Origin of the sequence: Paenibacillus agricola (assembly GCF_011440305.1) — a bacterium.
Lineage (GTDB): Bacteria > Bacillota > Bacilli > Paenibacillales > NBRC-103111 > Paenibacillus_S > Paenibacillus_S agricola.
In genome coordinates this window covers 276,137-293,486 of the sequence record NZ_JAAOIW010000007.1, presented here as the reverse complement: position 1 = coordinate 293,486, position 17,350 = coordinate 276,137, and the positions used below count along the sequence as shown (strand labels likewise).

Annotated in this window: 14 protein-coding genes; 12 read left to right on the top strand and 2 right to left on the bottom strand. The window is 44.5% G+C overall.

All coding sequences use genetic code 11. The features are described from left to right. Positions 1-247: 247 nt before the first annotated feature. From G9U52_RS20395 to G9U52_RS20370, 6 genes are all read left to right on the top strand, one after another. Positions 248-1,519, top strand: a complete 1,272-nt coding sequence (locus tag G9U52_RS20395) for an MFS transporter (protein ID WP_207953095.1) — start codon at positions 248-250, stop codon at positions 1,517-1,519. 173 nt (positions 1,520-1,692) lie between these two features. Continuing rightward, positions 1,693-3,942 (top strand): helix-turn-helix domain-containing protein, encoded by a 2,250-nt coding sequence (locus tag G9U52_RS20390; RefSeq protein ID WP_166152471.1) that lies wholly within the window; start codon positions 1,693-1,695, stop codon positions 3,940-3,942. A gap of 321 nt (positions 3,943-4,263) precedes the next feature. Further along, positions 4,264-5,106, top strand: coding sequence for an ABC transporter permease (locus tag G9U52_RS20385; protein ID WP_166152584.1), 843 nt, complete (start codon positions 4,264-4,266; stop codon positions 5,104-5,106). Between the two features lie 14 nt (positions 5,107-5,120). Beyond that, positions 5,121-5,993, top strand: a complete 873-nt coding sequence (locus G9U52_RS20380; RefSeq protein WP_166152470.1) for a carbohydrate ABC transporter permease — start codon at positions 5,121-5,123, stop codon at positions 5,991-5,993. 27 nt (positions 5,994-6,020) lie between these two features. Next, positions 6,021-7,586 (top strand): extracellular solute-binding protein, encoded by a 1,566-nt coding sequence (locus G9U52_RS20375; protein WP_166152469.1) that lies wholly within the window; start codon positions 6,021-6,023, stop codon positions 7,584-7,586. 297 nt (positions 7,587-7,883) lie between these two features. Then, complete coding sequence (locus G9U52_RS20370) at positions 7,884-8,675, top strand: phytanoyl-CoA dioxygenase family protein (RefSeq protein ID WP_166152468.1); 792 nt, start codon at positions 7,884-7,886, stop codon at positions 8,673-8,675. Positions 8,676-8,705: 30 nt separating this feature from the next. On the opposite strand, the gene G9U52_RS41415 is transcribed toward G9U52_RS20370, so the two are convergent. Then, positions 8,706-9,578, bottom strand: coding sequence for an AraC family transcriptional regulator (locus G9U52_RS41415; protein WP_207953094.1), 873 nt, complete (start codon positions 9,576-9,578; stop codon positions 8,706-8,708). Between the two features lie 31 nt (positions 9,579-9,609). Next, the gene (locus tag G9U52_RS20360) at positions 9,610-10,500 is read right to left on the bottom strand and encodes a diacylglycerol/lipid kinase family protein (RefSeq protein ID WP_166152466.1); all 891 of its coding nucleotides are present in this window, start codon (positions 10,498-10,500) and stop codon (positions 9,610-9,612) included. A 523-nt stretch (positions 10,501-11,023) separates the two neighbouring features. Between G9U52_RS20360 and G9U52_RS20355 the strand changes: the two genes are divergently transcribed. The 6 genes from G9U52_RS20355 to opp4B all read left to right on the top strand — a co-directional run bounded on the left by G9U52_RS20355 (position 11,024) and on the right by opp4B (position 17,333). Continuing rightward, positions 11,024-11,980: an SDR family NAD(P)-dependent oxidoreductase gene (locus G9U52_RS20355; protein ID WP_207953093.1), complete on the top strand. Its 957-nt coding sequence runs from the start codon at positions 11,024-11,026 to the stop codon at positions 11,978-11,980. Between the two features lie 60 nt (positions 11,981-12,040). After that, positions 12,041-13,519 carry a multicopper oxidase family protein gene (locus G9U52_RS20350; RefSeq protein WP_166152464.1) on the top strand — a complete coding sequence of 493 codons (1,479 nt, stop codon included), beginning with the start codon at positions 12,041-12,043 and terminating at the stop codon, positions 13,517-13,519. A 229-nt stretch (positions 13,520-13,748) separates the two neighbouring features. Next, on the top strand, positions 13,749-14,090 hold the full coding sequence (locus G9U52_RS20345; RefSeq protein WP_166152463.1) for a zinc ribbon domain-containing protein YjdM: 342 nt from the start codon (positions 13,749-13,751) through the stop codon (positions 14,088-14,090). Positions 14,091-14,414: 324 nt separating this feature from the next. Next, on the top strand, positions 14,415-15,434 hold the full coding sequence (locus G9U52_RS20340) for an ABC transporter ATP-binding protein (protein WP_166152462.1): 1,020 nt from the start codon (positions 14,415-14,417) through the stop codon (positions 15,432-15,434). Next, positions 15,421-16,347 (top strand): ABC transporter ATP-binding protein, encoded by a 927-nt coding sequence (locus G9U52_RS20335; protein ID WP_166152461.1) that lies wholly within the window; start codon positions 15,421-15,423, stop codon positions 16,345-16,347. The genes G9U52_RS20340 and G9U52_RS20335 overlap by 14 nt, the downstream gene beginning before the upstream one ends. Before the next feature lie 17 nt (positions 16,348-16,364). After that, a complete protein-coding gene (gene opp4B, locus G9U52_RS20330) occupies positions 16,365-17,333 on the top strand; it encodes an oligopeptide ABC transporter permease (RefSeq protein WP_166152460.1) in 969 nt (322 codons plus the stop codon). The last annotated feature ends 17 nt before the right edge of the window (positions 17,334-17,350 follow it).

The following is a 17,350-nucleotide window of genomic DNA, read 5'->3' as shown; positions in this document are numbered from 1 at the left end:
TAACGGTTGTGACCTTAACTTTAACTTCATCGCTTTTTTTTCATAAATATAAAATAAATGGACTACTGCTCTTGGGGGTGTATTATCCAAGATGCCATCCGCTGGAGCCAAAAAATCGAATATCGTCTTGGAAAGCCAAGGTTGGCAGCTTCTGCGATATTTCTGTATTTAACTAATCCGGCGTTAATAGTATAATATATCGTATTTACATAATAAATGGGTTGACCCAAACTCCAATTATATTATTTTGTTATTTTTCCAAAAGGGTGTGAGCCGTATTTTGCTGCAATCAGAGGAGTCCATTCATAAGTACCCGTCCTTCACGAAATTCTGGATCTCGCGAATGTTGTCTACGACATCCTTCCAGATGCTATCGGTCGCGATCGCATGGCAGATGTATGCGTTAACTAAGGACGCCTTCAGTCTCGGTTTTGTGGGCCTCGCCCAGTTTGCACCGATGGTGCTGCTTACTTTCGTTGTTGGTCACGTCGCAGACCGTTTTGACCGCCGAAGGATTGTGTTTCTGTGCCAGATTATCGAGGGCGGAATTGCTGTGTTACTGCTGCTTGGAAATCTGGCTGGGTGGCTTGGCCGTGAGCAAATTTTGGTGGCAGCGGCGATTCTCGGCGCTTGTCGTGCTTTCGAAGGGCCCTCGTCTTCTGCACTATTGCCACAGCTGGTACCGAAAGCTATCTTGCAGCAAGCAGTCGCATGGAGTATGTCGGTCGGGCAAACGTCCCAAATCCTAGGTCCAGCACTGGGTGGATTACTGATTTCGTTAGGTCCTGCTTTCGTGTATATTACAGCGGCCATAGCGCTACTAGTCGCCGGAACCCTCAGCTTCCTGATCCGCATGGAACGAATTATTCGAAAGATTGAACCGGTAACCATTCGCTCCATCTTCATGGGCCTGGTTTTCGTCTATCGCCATAAAGTGATCCTGGGAACGATATCGCTTGATCTTTTTGCTGTCCTGCTTGGTGGGGCTACAGCGCTTCTGCCGATATTCGCGCAGGATATTCTGCATACAGGCCCTTGGGGGTTGGGGCTGATGCGCACCGCACCTGCGGTGGGTGCATTAATGATGTCGATTATTTTTGCCTATTTTCCACTAAAAAAAGCCTATGGGCCTACACTCTTTGGGGCACTTGCTGTTTTTGGATTGGCTACGATGATCTTCGCTCTTTCGACGAACTTGGTTGTATCGTTGGTGGCCTTGCTGATTACCGGAGCTTCGGACGTGGTCAGTGTCGTTATTCGAACTTCACTCGTTCAGCTGCAGACACCGGATGAGATGAGAGGGAGAGTGAGTGCAGTAAACTCGCTTTTTATCGGGACCTCCAATCAGCTTGGCGAGTTTGAGTCGGGTATGCTGGCCGGGTTTGTTGGAGCCGTGCCGGCAGTTTTCATCGGAGGCATCGGAACCATAGCCGTTGCTGGCTTGTGGATGTATTTATTTCCATCGCTCAGGCGGCTGCAGTCACTAACCGAAGATATTCAAGAGAAAAAGCCTGCTTAAATGACCCAGCTGCCCCCTACAGACTGGTTATTTTTTTTCTGAGGGATACTCTATTGAAGAAAACATACTTAGATGTTAAAATATGGATAAATGTAAGCGGATTCATTATATCTTAAGAACTGAATATATTCAGCTTGGTTTGTCTCAAAAGTTTACAAATCAGGGGGTTATTGATGAATCTGAACTTGTATTATCGTATTTTGTTGTCTTATGCTCCTATATTCTTTGTATTGATATCTGTCTTAATTTTTTCTTTTTTTGCCGTATTAAACAACTCTGCCCAAAAGCAGATCGCAATGACGAACGATGTAATTACTAAGAAGGTACTACAGGCAATCGATGTTAATTTGAAGTCGGTGGAGCGAATAGTAATCAAAGAAATCAATACCAATCAAGCTATTAACGATTTTTTTACAACCCCCGATGATAAAATGCTTTACGATTACTTTCGCATTTCACAAAAAATGGATGATATTTCTTCCATTCTGCCTTTTTCCAACTCCATTTATTTGTACAACGCCAATGCAGATAAGATTTTATCGAGAAGCGGTATCTCCCCATTAGATCGATTTGGTGACCGTGATTTTCTGTTTTCCGCTTACCATTCCGAAATGAAATCGAATGTTTGGACCGATCCCAGACCTTTTAAAGAGTTTATCCATGAGTTAAGTGAAGAACGGGTAGTATCGCTAATTAAGTATTATCCTTATATTGGGGAAAAACAGGGAGCCATCGTTGTTAATATCCGCGTGCAGTCTTTAATCGGTTTCGTTAAAGAGTTAATTCGATTCGAAGCAGGTCCTATTTGGTTGCTTGCCTCTAACTTAGAGCCTTTTGATAAAAATAACATTCTATCAAATGAATTTACAGCTAACGCATACAAGAAACCGATGTATATGAAATCTGAATATACAGGCTGGAGATATGTTTCAGGAGAGCAAATGGATAAACAATTATCGATGCTGTCCTTGTTTAATGATTTTTGGATCATCGTCGGGGTCGTAGCTATTGTTTCTGGACTTTTCTGGTTTACTTATATCACACACAGGAATTATAAACCGATTCAAGCTCTTGCAGGGCGTATTCAGAGTTATTCCAAACGCAAAAGCGACGAGTTAGGTAAGCATTCGGAGAAAGATGAATTGAAATACATGGAGGCAGCTATTGAGAGCTTATTGGAAAGAGCGGGGCAGTATGAACAGCTGCACAAGGATGGGCTTGTTATTCGTAAAAGGCAGCTGCTCTTTGAATGGCTCGAAGGGCATAAGGAATTGACCGATAGCCAGTGGAAACAAGAATTAATGAAATTGCAGCTACCTGTCGACTTTCAGCGGTTGACGGTTGCTATCATGGAAATAGATCGGTTTTCTCATTTTATTAAAACCTACAATTCCGCTGACCAGTATTTACTTAAATTTGTGTTAAGCAATGTGCTTCAGGAAATTGCTTGGAATGATCAATTATTGGTTTCCAATGAATGGTTTGATCCGCAGCAAATGGCAATCATCTTTTATTTGAATAAGGATCGGGATATTAATCAGGCAGCTGTTTGTGAGATTATGAAAAAAGTGCAAGAGTGGACATTGACCAATTTGGGCTTTACGGTTTCAGTAGGAGTTGGATCCGAGATCCAGTGTGCAAGTGACGTGTACCAGTCTTATTCAGAAGCTAAAGAATATGTTTCCTATAAACCTGTTTTTGGAGTAGGCACTATTATAGGAAGTTGGGATCTGCATTCTAAGACAGAAGGGCGGATTTTTCCTCATCTCCAAATAGCGCGAACACTGGCAAAGTCGTTTCGTTTAAACGATGGTCAATGGCAATTCCATTTAACCCAGTTGTACCAGGAGCTGAAAAAAGGGCGGTTTTCACAAGCGAACATTGAAACGATAACGAATTATATGATGTATCATTTGCAAAAAGAAATGATGGAAATGGCTGATGAGGTTACCCGTCTTTTGCATAATGAGTATAATTCGGAATTCGAAGCTATAGCCCATAGCTCGGAAACATTGGAAGAATGGCGAGAGCGGCTCGGAGCCTTGCTGGCTGGGCTGGAGAATAAAATCTGCGCCTTACGATCTGTTAAAAACAACTATATGCTATTAGGACGAGTGAAAGAGTATATCGAGATGCATTATGCGGATCCTAACCTGTCCTTGAACCAAATCAGCGAGCGCTTCGAGATGAATCCTCGCTATTTGAGCAAGCTTTTCAAGGAAGAGTTTGGCGAAAAATTTATTGATTACATGCTAAGAGTACGGCTGGAGGAGGCACAGCATCTACTGCTTACAACCTCCCTAGCGGTGATCGATATAGCGGAGCGTGTTGGTTATGTCCATGTTATTTCGTTTCATAGAGCATTTAAGAATATGTTCGGACTCCCACCGGGAGATTACCGAAAAAGGGCAGAAAGTCGTTAATTTATGCAAGGATGTGGTTTAGGAGTATCTTTTGAGCGAAATTGTTAAGAGATCATAAATGTTAAGCGATTAACTTGTAAGCGTTTTCTAACATTACTATAAGTGGCGATTTATGTATATTGATCATTTTTTTGAGCTGTATTATTGTGGATGTACCGCCAATAAGGCCCGAAGAAAAGGAGGTATTACGTGATCGGTAAAAGACCACTTACTGGAAATGCCGTTGTAAATTCGAAGTCTTTGTTACAAGTGTCAACAAGAAAGAGACGCAAGTCTTTCATAGGCCTGGATTGGCAATTATATGCACTGCTTTTATTGCCAATGCTGTACTTTTTGGTATTCAAATATATACCTATGTACGGCGTGACCATTGCCTTTAAAGAGTTCAATATGTTTCAGGGAGTCTGGAATAGCCCATGGGCCGGGTTGGATGCCTTCCGCGAGATTTTTCAAATGAGGGATTTTTACAAGGTATTGCGCAATACGATGATGCTAAATTTGTTGGATCTGGTTGTATCCTTTCCATCACCTATATTGTTGGCATTACTATTAAATGAGATTCGAATTAAATGGTTTAAAAAAGGTGCGCAAACCATTCTTTATTTACCTCACTTCATTTCTTGGGTCATTATAGGGGGGATGGTTTACCAGCTTTTTTCTACCAATACAGGGCTGGTTAACCATTTACTGAAGGGAGCAGGAATAGGCGGGATTCCCTTTCTAACAGACCCTTTATATTGGGTAATCACGTATGTGGGGTCAGGTGTTTGGCAGAATGCAGGATGGGGCACCATCATTTATTTGGCGGCTCTAACGGGAATTAACCGGGAGTTATATGAAGCTGCGGAAGTGGACGGGGCTGGACGGCTACGGAAAATATGGAATATTACCCTCCCCGGTATTAAGCCGACGATCATGATCCTCCTTATTATCAATATCGGTAATATGGCAAGCATAGGCTTTGAACGACCTTTTGTGTTGGGCAATCCGCTCGTTACGGATGTTTCTGATGTTATCAGTACTTTTGTGTATAAGGTCGGCGTGCAATCTGCCAGATTTACAATTGCGACAGCTATTGGATTGTTTCAAGCGGTAGTTGGGCTCATCTTCTTACTATCATCGAATTATATTTCCAAAAAAATTACCGGTCAAGGCATCTGGTAATAGGAGGGCATTCAATGAAAACTAGCGTGAATGACAAAATCATAGATACACTCATCATTATTGTTGTGGCCCTTGCGTCCTTCCTGTGCCTTGTTCCGATCCTTCATTTAATCTCCATTTCGCTAAGCTCCAATGCAGCCATTTTATCGAATAAAGTAACTCTGTTTCCGGTAGAATGGAGCACTTTAGCTTATCAAACCGTGCTTAAGGACGTTAAGATGTACAATTCATTATTGTTCACCATTACGCTAGTCGTAATATTTACGTTGTTTTGTATGGTAATGACCATTTGTGCTGCTTATCCGCTTACGAAGAAAAAGCTGAAAGGTCGTGATTTTTTCTTACTAGTTATTTTGTTTACCATGTTCTTCAGCGGAGGCCTGATTCCCGAGTATTTACTAGTCAAATCCTTACAGCTGACGAATACCATCTGGGCTTTAGTGCTTCCGGGTATGATCAATGCCTTCTACTTAATCATTCTGAAATCCTTCTTTTCCTCCATTCCCGAAGAACTGGAAGAATCGGCACGAATGGACGGATGCTCTCACTTTGGAACCTTATTTCGGATCGTATTGCCACTCTCTCTACCAGTTCTAGCCACACTTAGCTTGTTTTATGCTGTAGGACGATGGAACGGGTTTATGGACGCACTATTCTATATTACTAATCAGAACTTATATCCCCTTCAACTAAAGCTGTACCAATTGGTTATTAGCAATCAAATGAGTGATTCAATGGCAACTGAAGGAATGAGTGCAACCGCCCCAATCCCGGAAAGTTTGAAAGCGGCGAGTATCATGTTTGCAACTATTCCCATTCTGTTAGTTTATCCGTGGCTTCAGCGCTATTTTATCTCAGGCATAATGATCGGTGCTGTAAAAGGTTAACACTTTTATTAAAGGGAGCTGAATGCAATGAACCGGAAAAATTCCACATCTAAAACAATGACTTGTATCGTTGCGATTACACTTCTTGCGGGTACCCTAGCCGCCTGTTCCGGCAGCGAAAGTGCAAGCGGAGGGGCTAACGAAGGCAAAAAAGACAGTCCGGTTACACTGAAGATCGAGCTGTTCGACCGTGGTAATACACCTCCGGGAGCCCCTCCGCTTACAGAAAGCTATTTTGTTAAGTATATGCAGGAGAAGTTTGGCGATCCGAACAACATCAAGCTTGAATTTGTTACAGTGCCGAGAACAGAAGAAGTGCCTAAGCTTAACGTGCTAATGTCCGCTAATGAGGCGCCCGATCTCATTTTTACTTATAGCGATCCTGCTGTTCAAAATTGGGTGAAGCAGGGTGGAATTACGGAGCTGAGCGAATTGCTGAACCAGCATGGCCCCAATTTAAAGAAATACCTCGGTAATGATCTGCTAGCTTATGGTAATTTTAGCGGTAAACAGTACACGATACCGGCGAAAAGAATTATTTTGGCATCCCAGACCCCGATAATTAGGAAGGATTGGCTCGACAAACTGGGCATGCAGGCTCCCAAAACTACGGAAGAGTTTTATGCAGTTTTAAAAGCATTTAAGGAAAAGGATCCAGGTGGCACAGGAGGTAAAGTCATCCCATATGGAATCAAATACAACAACAATATTGATCCTCTGGTGAGGTCTTTCTGGAAGAAGATGACGGAGGAGGAGTATAACTCTCTGCCAGACCTGATGAAACCGGGTAATAAAGATGCCTACCAGTTCATGAATAAGCTTTATAACGAAGGGCTAATGAGCCCAGACTTCGCTTTGGATAAAGACGGCAAAAAATTTCAAGCGGATCTGGTTAATGGACAAGTAGGTTTTGCTGTTACCAACACGAATGAACCTGTTTATTTCGCTTATTACTCAACTTTACAGAAAAATGTGCCAGCTGCTACCTTACTGCCAGTCGATCCATTCACTAACTTCGAAGGCAAGCATGTAAAATCGATTTACCACCAGCTATCGGCCCATTTACTGATACCGAAATCGAGTAAAAGAGCAGTTGAGGTTATCAAATTCCTGAACTGGATGGCCGATTATAAGGTGATATTTGATTTACAAAACGGTACTGAAGGCGTTACCTATAAAATGGGAGACGATGGCATTCCAGTTTTTCTTGATACGGATGAAGCTAAAAGGGTGATGTATAATTATCTCGATTACAGCATGCTGATTAACGGCAAAGATATGGGCGACCCTGAAAAAACTTTAAAAGCAAACGCGGCGGATCCGAAATATAAAGACTTTACTATGAACAGTATCAAGGTTGGAGAACAAGATGGACAGCTGCAGCCACGTTTTGACAGACCGATCGAGGCACAAATTAAATACAATCAGACTTTAGCGGATAAAGCTATAGAAATCTTAGTAAAGACGGTAACCGCAAAGCCTGCAGATTTTGACAAGCTCTACGATGATATGGTCGCGGAATACATGAAAAGCGGCGGTAAAGAAGTAATGGATGAGCAGAAGAAGGTTTTCCAGGAAATGAAAAAGAAATAACAGGGGAACAGGCATCGAGGCTTGAATTTGAATAGACCAGGAGTTTTCGCGCTTAAGACATGATTTAACAAAAAAGAAGGCTTCTCATGAGTTCAATTCGAACGCTGAGAAGCTTCTTTTTAAAGTCTTCGGACTATGCCATATACCGGCATTATAACAGGGTGATTGTAGGCATAAGAGTTATGCAAGATATGTTATCTCTGAAACCTATTACAAAATAAGTGAAGATCTGCACCGGAACACTCGGTACAATAAAGGTATGAACGATCAATCATACGAATAAGGGAGAATGATGTGATGATGAGCACAGGAATAACTCCAGAGCAATGGAGAACCTATGAAGAGCAAGGATACCTGAAGCTGGGAAAAGTTTTGACCGGGATGGAGTTGGTTGCGCTTTCTCAGCGAATCGACCACATTATGCTGGGAAAAGCCGAATTGGATTACGAGCGCTTAATGATGCAACGCGAAGCGGGAGAGGGATATGAGCAATCGGGACAAACCAACGGATTTAAAGGCTCAACGTTGAACTATCGGAAGATTGAGAATTTGGAGTTTGACCCTCTTTTTTTATCTTACATGCAAAAACCTGTATTTCGAGAAATTTGCGATAAAGTTTATGGCACGGATATTCGTGTTTCATGCTTCCGAGCTATGTTTTTAAATAAGCCGGCACGGAACGGATCCGTATTACCCTTTCATCAGGATCGTTGGACGGATTTGGACCGTGATCCTTTAGTTACGGTTTGGACTGCATTGGATCCCGCCACCATCGAGAACGGTTGTGTGAAAATCTTCCCGAAAACCCAAGGACATCTGATGAACCCTAGCAATCCGTCTGGGTTTTTGACCCGTGACCAGGTTGAGCGATTGCATGAAGTGATGGAGCCAATCAATCTCGAGCTTGAAGCCGGGGAAGCCGTTCTACTGCACAACTGGACGGTTCACGGTTCAGAAGGAAACAGTAGTGCTAAATCCCGGCGTGCTTTTAGCGTATGCTATATGGATGGTGAAACTGTCTCAGCGGCAGGCAAGAAATTTTCGGTTGTGTTTGGTTCCGGTTCTTTGCAGCCTGAGCTTATTGTTTAATGCATCTTCTATATTTCGGCAGCAGAGGCCTCACAATCCGTTGTGGTGCTTCTGTTTTCGATATTGAGAAGGGGTACAATTGGAGATTTTCTTGAAAACTCTGTAAAAATGTTGTAAATTTTGAAAGCCGCACTCCAGTCCGATTTCAATAATCGGCTTATCAGATGAAATAAGTTTTTTTTGGGCTTCAATAATTCGGCGATGCTGTAAGTATTCGCTGAAAGTAAAACGAGTCGATTTCTTGAATATCCGGCAAATCGTGTACTTGCTTATTCCCAATAATTGCTCCAAATCCTCTAGTTGTATATCCTCCATAAACCTAGTATCAATAAAATGAATGATTTCCTGAACTTCTTTGTCAAAATCCTCGCGTTTACGATACGCTTTCATCTGAACTAACTGATAATATTCAATAAGCAGCAATAACAAATTCATCTTGATGGAGGGCTCCAGGGTCAAGTCGATTTTTTCGACCGAATCTTCCTGCATATCATATAATGCTTTAAATAATTGTTCAATTTTATACCGCTGTTTCAAATCCAGCGAAATGGTATGGGTCTGACTTTGCACCAAGGAATTGAACGTGGTCTCCAATTGTAGCAGTACAAGTAAGTCGCGGATGAAATTGTGCTTAAAGTTAATAACGTAACGAGTATAGTGGGAGTTGGGCTTATAGAGTATCCGATGAATGTCAAATTCGTTGATAAGCAGCAAATCGCCATCATGAATCTGATACTGCTTATCTTTAAGAAAGATCTGAATGTCCGCCCTGGAGAAGTAAACCAACTCAAATGAATCATGGAAATGCCCAACTGGTTCACGCTGCTCTTGGATGTCGTCTTTATAGCTGATAAAGAATGCAGCGGTCCGGGTATAACTGGCTTCAAGAGTCACGACATCCACTCCATAATGAAAAGTATTTTACATGGCTGGCTTACTCCTCATCCGGCACAATTACCTCAATATGACGAGGAATAATACTGAGCTCAATGGGCAAAGCAGGCCCTTCTTCGCCATCAACATTGGTTCTAACAGATTCTGGGGAGCTTACACTTACATGTTTTGCAGTAAAATAAATAACATCCTTATGACCCTTGAGGTTGCCAAACAGTAAAGATAAGCTGACTGTAATGGTGTTGAAGATATTGAGATCTTTGATAATAAAGCAGTGAATAAGGCCATCGTCGACAGCCGCGTCTGGCGCCAAGTTCTCGAACCCACCCACTGAGTTTGTCAAAGCGGCGAGAAAGAGCGAGGATTCGCCTTCCCATAGCTGTCCATCATGGCGAATGACGAGGTGCAAGGCAGGGTTACTTGTAAGATCTTTAATGGCTTCTTTAATGTAGGCAAAAGAGCCAAGCTTGGATTTATCCTCTGACGTTACGGCAGACAGCGATTCAGCAAGTGAACCTGCGGCAACGACATTGGCGAACAACTGGTTATTCAATCGACCCATATCTACTTTTTTCACTTTGGAAGAAGTGAGTGTTTGGATGGCCATGGCTGGATTTAATGGAATTTGCAGCGCGCGGGCAAAATCATTAACGGTACCCATAGGGATTACACCGAGCTTCGGGCGATGCTCCTGATCGATCAGTCCATTAATGGTTTCGTGAATCGTGCCGTCTCCGCCGATGGAAACGACCAGGTCATAGCAGTCCTTGCACGCAGAAATACAAAAATCGGTGGCATCCAGTACTTTGGCCGTCTTATTGACTGAAACCTCGTATCCATGGTCACGCAGAAATTCTTCAACGCTTATGAGATGGTTGAGCGCTTCTTCTTTGCCGGAAGAGGGGTTGATAATAACCATGGCTTTTTTCATACAAACAGTCCTCTCTAATCATATCTATATCGTATCCCCCACATGACTGAGTACAGAAGAATCTTGTATGAGTGGCTCATTTGGGAATAGCCTTAATGGTATTTATCATTACCCAAAAGACGGTCTTTATTGTTGTATTTTTTGTGAAGGGAAGCAAAAATATAAGAAAGTTTAGAGATCCTATAAAAGACCGTCGAGAATTTTATCGACAGCCTAGAGCCCATGTCTCCAGTACCAATAGATTACCTTAGTTTCTAATAACTGTAAACGGCTTGGGCAGTGAATAATTATTCATAAAGCTGTATGGAAAGAAAGGGAATGGTAAAGTAAATTAATGGAAACTTGTGTTTCAAGAGTGGTGGAATACGATCTCTTTCTCGGAGTAGGTGCAGGAGCCATCGTATGTGTATTTTTGAACCCGCAAAATAAGCTGCGTAAAATTGTTATTGACTAATCAATAACAATTTGATATGTTAAATGAAGTTAGTAATTGATCAATAACAAAACGGAGAGGTTGATGAACATGAATAGAGTTATTGTAGTAGGAGCAACTGGCGGTACGGGTGCCGTTATAACGGCTGAGCTGGTCAAGCGGGGAATCAGTACGATTGCATTTGGACGTTCCCGCCAAAAGCTGGAACAGTTTGCGGCTCAGCTGGGTAATCCGTCCAATTTGTCGCTGGCTGTCGGCGATGCATTCCGGTCAGACGACATTGCTGCCGCCGCGGAAGGAACGGATGTTTTATTCCATTGCGCTAATGTACCGTATAATGAGATGGCAAGCAAATTGATTCCGCTAGGTGAAGCGGTCATGGAAGCAGCCAACCGGCTAAGCTTGAAGGTTGTCGCGGTAGATGGCATTTATCCATACGGAAGAAGGCAGATGGACAAAGTGACCGAGGAGCATCCTAAACAGCCACACACAAAGAAAGGCAAGATCAGGCTTGCTTTTGAGCAGATGATTTTCAGCAGCCGATGGAACAACGTGCAGGCCATGATTGTTCGCCTACCCGATTATTATGGACCGACAGCGAATCAAGCTTCTTATCTAGGAGGCACACTCGAGGCAATTGCCGCTGGCAAAATGGCGTTTTTCATCGGCAACATGCACGTCCCTCGTGAATATGTGTACTTGCCGGACGCGGCGATTATGATCGCAGAGCTTGCGAGCCGGGATCATGCTTATGGCCAAAATTGGAATATTCCAGGTCCTGGCAGTATTTCCGGCAGGGAGATTGTTCGTATCGCTCGCCAAGCAAGCGGAGCCACGAAGCCTGTTATTCCTCTCGGCAAAATGGGCTTGTCCCTGCTCGGAATGTTCGTCCCGGTCATGAAGGAGATAGTCGAGATGCTTTATTTAACAGAAGAGCCGTTGACGTTAAGTGGAGAGAAGTACGAGCGTCAAATTGGCAAAATACCCGCCACGAAGTTCGCGGACGGGATTACAGCAACAATTCGGGCTTTACAAAACCGTAACTGAGGAAAAAATATTTCAATAACAGTTATTGATTAATCAATTACAAGAGAGGGGGGATTGTTAATGCGTAAGCTTACGTGGAAATGGAATATCAGCTTGATTTTATTGGCAGTCGTCATCTTGCTCGGTGCAACGGCGGGAACTTATTTTTGGCAAATACGGCTGCAGAAGCCACTCGAAGTGAATATGGGACAAATGCATCACATGGATGGGGGAGCCAAACACGCACACGAAGGCGAGCTTGCTAAGGAAGGTGTATCTGAGCAAGCAGCACGGTCATGTAAAGAAATAACCGCGGGTGTGAGTGATGCACCCGTTCAAGAGTTTCGGCTGACTGCGGCACAGACCATTCAGGAGTTGGATAACGGACAGTCCGAGAAGGTCTGGGCATTCAACGGCATAACGCCAGGTCCGGAAATTCGTGTCACGGAAGGTGATCGGGTCCGTGTCGTGCTTGACAATCAGGATATTCAAGAAGGGGTAACCGTTCATTGGCATGGGATTGTGCTTCCTTGCTCGCAGGATGGGGTGGCCGGGGTGACTCAAGACGCTGTGAAGCCCGGGGAGCAATTTATATATGAATTCGTAGCGGTTTCTCCGGGCACGTATTGGTACCATTCCCATCAGGCCAGCTCGGAGCAGGTCAAGAAGGGTTTACTTGGGCGATTTATTGTGGAGCCGAAAAAAGAAACATTCGATTACGATCAGGAGGAAAGCATCCTTCTACAGCAATTGAACGGGACTTTTCTCGTGAATGGCTCAGCGAAGGGATGGAGTGTCGAGGCGGCGCCTGGGGAGAAGCTAAGGCTGAGGGTGATTAATGCCGCGAATGACACGTTTGACATGAGCGTTAATGGTGCCTCTTACCGTATTATCGCCTTGGATGGTCATGATCTGAACGAACCTGGAATGTTGGATCATCATGATTTCAATATTGGCGCCGGGCAACGTTATGATCTGCTCTTGCAGATGCCGGAACAAGGTAAGGTCATCTTGGCGAGCGAAGCAGCAGGTTTAAAGGTAATAGTGGGAGTAGGCAGCGAGCCGCTCACCCGTCCAGAGCGTACTGTATTCACCTTTGCCAACTATGGAGCGCCGGTTCCGAATGATTCCGTGGAGCGATTTATTTTCGACCAAAATCTGCAAATAAAGCTCGATCAAAATTTGTTCATCAATACGATTAATGGCCAAAGTTTTCATGAAATACCACCGATGGTTGTTGCTGAGGGGGAGAATGTGAAAATCACGATCACGAATGCCGGCGGCGGCGACCACCCCTTTCATTTGCATGGGCATACCTTTCGGGTACTGAGCCGTAATGGCCAGCCGCTGCAAGGAAGCCCCGTTTATCTGGATACCCTTTTAACGCAACAAGGTGAGACCTTCGAGGTGTATGTAAAAGCGGATAATCCTGGGCTATGGATGATGCATTGCCACAATTTAATGCACGCCTCCATGGGGATGAGCATGATGTTCAATTATGAAGGCATCTCGACGCCTTACCGGGTAGGGACAAAATCCGGAAATTTACCGGATTTGTAATTTACAGAAGTGATAACGAGGGCTCTCTTTACCCGTGTAGGTAGTCAGCAGTGTAATCTCGGTCGAAGAAGGCTCATTAGACCGAGCATTGTGGATTCCTAACCATTTGTTATGCATGATCCAAAGCGAAGTGTTATTATAGAACAAAAAGCTCGGAGCACCTAAGAAGCTAGACTGGCCGATGATTTTTTAACAATAACGTTTGACAAAAACGATGGAGGAATGAAATGTGATCGACTTACCTAATTGCCCAAAATGCAATTCAGCGTACACGTATGAGGACGGGAGTCTTTTGATTTGCCCGGAATGTGCCCATGAGTGGACTTTAGAATTGGATACCGAGAATGGCGAAGAACCCCCAATTATCAAAGATGCCAATGGCAATGTATTAAACGATGGCGATACAGTAACGGTAATCAAGGATCTAAAGGTAAAAGGAAGCTCCTTAGTCGTAAAAGTAGGCACCAAAGTGAAAAATATACGTTTAGTTGATGGAGATCATGATATTGATTGTAAAATTGATGGCTTTGGAGCGATGAAATTAAAATCCGAATTTGTTAAAAAGGTATAAACGTTTTCGAAGAGTGGTATTGAAGGCACACTACTTAGCAATTATGCTAATCTCTTATTATTGAACTTTGTAGTTGCGTATTCAGCACAATGACTAATTGTAGGTCCAGTGGCACGTTATATTATTATCATAAGAATACTTTGAGAATATAGTTCTCAAAGTGTTTTTTTTGTTCTCAGGATCAATTATTTAGGGCTGGCATTGGCAGGTATACAATTTTTTCGGCATTGAAAAGGAATGGAGGTACTTTCCTAGAATTACTTACATAAAAAGATAAGTGGGTAACAAGCGGAACTTAGATGCAACGGCAGGGGTGATGTTGGAGTGACACAACCGGTTTTGCAGATTGAAAATTTGCGGGTTTCTTTTCGTATCCAAAAAGAATATTTTGCCGCGGTTGGCGGTGTCACCTTAAACGTTCATTCCAATGAAGTGCTGGCCATCGTAGGCGAGTCTGGATGCGGGAAAAGCGCATTGGCGCTTGCTATTACTGGGCTGCATGCACCGGAGAGAACGAAGCTGGAAGGCTCGATTCGATTCGAAGGCATGGATATGCTAGCGTTGGGTGTCCATGAGCTGAATGCCATTCGTGGCCGCAAAATTGGCATGATCTTTCAAGATCCGCTTTCTGCGCTGAATCCGTTAATGACGGCAGGCAGACAAATTGAGGAAAGCCTGGACTACCACACGACGCTTTCTCCTGATCATAAACGGCAGCGGACTTTGGACTTGCTGGAGCGAGTGGGGATTACAAATCCAGGAGAAATCTATGGGCGCTACCCTCACCAGCTGTCAGGTGGCTTGAGGCAGCGCATTATGATTGCGATGGCGATTGCCTGCGATCCGGTGCTGCTTATCGCCGATGAACCGACTACGGCGCTGGATGTTACGATTCAAGCACAAATTATGGCGTTGCTCAAAGAGCTCCAGCAGCAAACAAATACGGGGATTATGCTGATCACGCATAATTTGGGTATCGTGGCTGAAATGGCGGACCGTGTGGCGGTCATGTATGCGGGAGAAATCGTGGAATTAGCCGATGTGGAAACCTTATTTGACCGCCCGCTGCACCCCTATACACGTTCTCTCCTTCATTCGATTCCTTCCCTGCAAACACCTCATGAGAAGCTACATGTCATTCAAGGGATTGTACCACCGCTGCAGCAATTGGCAACAGCAGGCTGCCGATTTCAGTCGCGTATCAACTGGATTCCTGCAACCGAGCACGAAGAGAATCCGATCTTACGGGAAGTGGAGCCGGGGCATTGGGTGCGCTGCACCTGTTACCGGAGCTTTTATTTCCCCGATCAGCCCAAGGGAGGCATATGCGATGGCCTTTCTTAAAGTAAATGAGTTAAACGTACATTATCCCATACGCGGCGGGTTGCTGCGGGGGGTCATCGACCAAGTAAAGGCTGTCGATGGTATTAGCTTTGAGCTACAGCGAGGAGAAACCTACGGCTTGGTAGGAGAGTCGGGATGCGGTAAAACCACGGCGGGCCGGACGATCATCGGGCTGATCCAAGCGACATCCGGGGAAATCTTTCTGGAGGGAAGCCGGATTTCCAAGCTGAGCCGGCGTCAGTTCGCCCCTTATCGCAGAGATATCCAAATGATCTTTCAAGACCCGTATTCCTCACTGAATCCAAGAAAACGCGTCATAGATATTGTTGCAGAGCCTCTTCGTAATTTTGAGAGGCTGTCTCCGCAAGAGGAACTAAGGAAAGTGCAGCAGATCATTGAAAGAGTGGGCTTGCACCCGGAAGCGGTGTTTAAATACCCACATGAGTTTTCAGGCGGGCAGCGGCAGCGGATTGGGATTGCAAGGGCGCTCATGCTGAATCCGAAGCTAATTATTGCGGATGAGCCTGTATCATCGCTTGATGTTTCTGTACAAGCGCAGGTGCTGAATTTCATGAAGGAAATCCAACAGGAATTCCAGCTTACCTATTTATTGATTAGCCATGACTTGGGTATTATCCGCCACATGTGTGACCGCGTTGGCATTATGTACCGCGGGCGGTTGGTTGAGGAAGGGACGAGGGATGAACTATTCGACCATCCGCAGCATATGTATGCCAAAAGGCTGTTATCGGCGATCCCGAATCCCAATCCTAGGCAGCGGCAGGCGCAAATGCAGCTTCGGCAGCAGATCGAGCAGGAATATGAGCTGCATGCCGATCAATACTTTGACCACGAGGGCAGGGTCCACCCGTTGAAACGGATAACAAAAACGCACTCGGCTGCGATCTTATAGAAACAGGGGAATGAGCTATGTGGACCATTATTTTGCGGCGAATCGCCATCATGATCCCCCAATTGGTTTTATTGAGCGTGCTCATCTTCGTTCTAGCCAAAGCGATGCCAGGCGACGCCTTGACGGGGCAATTGGCGGATAACCCGAAGATGGATATGCAAACCTTGGCTGAGCTTAAAGCGAAGCTCGGGTTAAACGATCCTTTATATGTGCAGTACACCAGATGGGTCAGCAACTTGCTGCAAGGCGACCTGGGCCTTTCTTATACGCACCAGCAGCCTGTGACCGAGCTGCTTGCCCAAAGGATAGGGAATACGGTTTTGTTATCTGTTTGTATTGTCGTGCTGACCTACCTGATCGCCGTCCCCTTGGGTATCCTATCGGGGAGATGGAATGATTCATGGGCGGACAAGCTAATCGTTGGATACAGCTATGTGAGCTTTGCGACCCCTTTATTTATTTTTGCGGTATTGATGCTGTTTCTGTTCGGTTTTACATTAGGCTGGTTTCCCACTGGCGGAAGCGTCGATATCCAGCTGGAGGCAGGGACATTCGATTATTATCTCAATAGGCTGCATCATCTTTTATTGCCAGCCTTATCGGGGGCACTCATTGGTACTGTGGGCGTGATTCAATATTTGCGGAGTGAGATCATTGAGACGAAAATGAAGGATTTTGTGAAAACCGCGAGAGCCAAAGGCGTACCGGAATCACGGATTTATTCCCGCCATATTTTGCGAAGCTCGTTTATCCCTATTGCTGCTTTCCTTGGCTACGAAATTACCGGATTGATCGGCGGTTCGATTTTTCTGGAGTCGATCTTCAGCTACCCGGGGATCGGGCAACTGTTCCTTCAATCGATTACCCAGCGGGATTATAGCGTCGTGACTGCGCTCGTGATGATATCTGGGGTGGCTACATTAATAGGAACATTATTATCCGACTTGATTTTGAGCCTTGTAGACCCGCGTATACGAATAGAATAAGGTACAGTCTAGTAGAG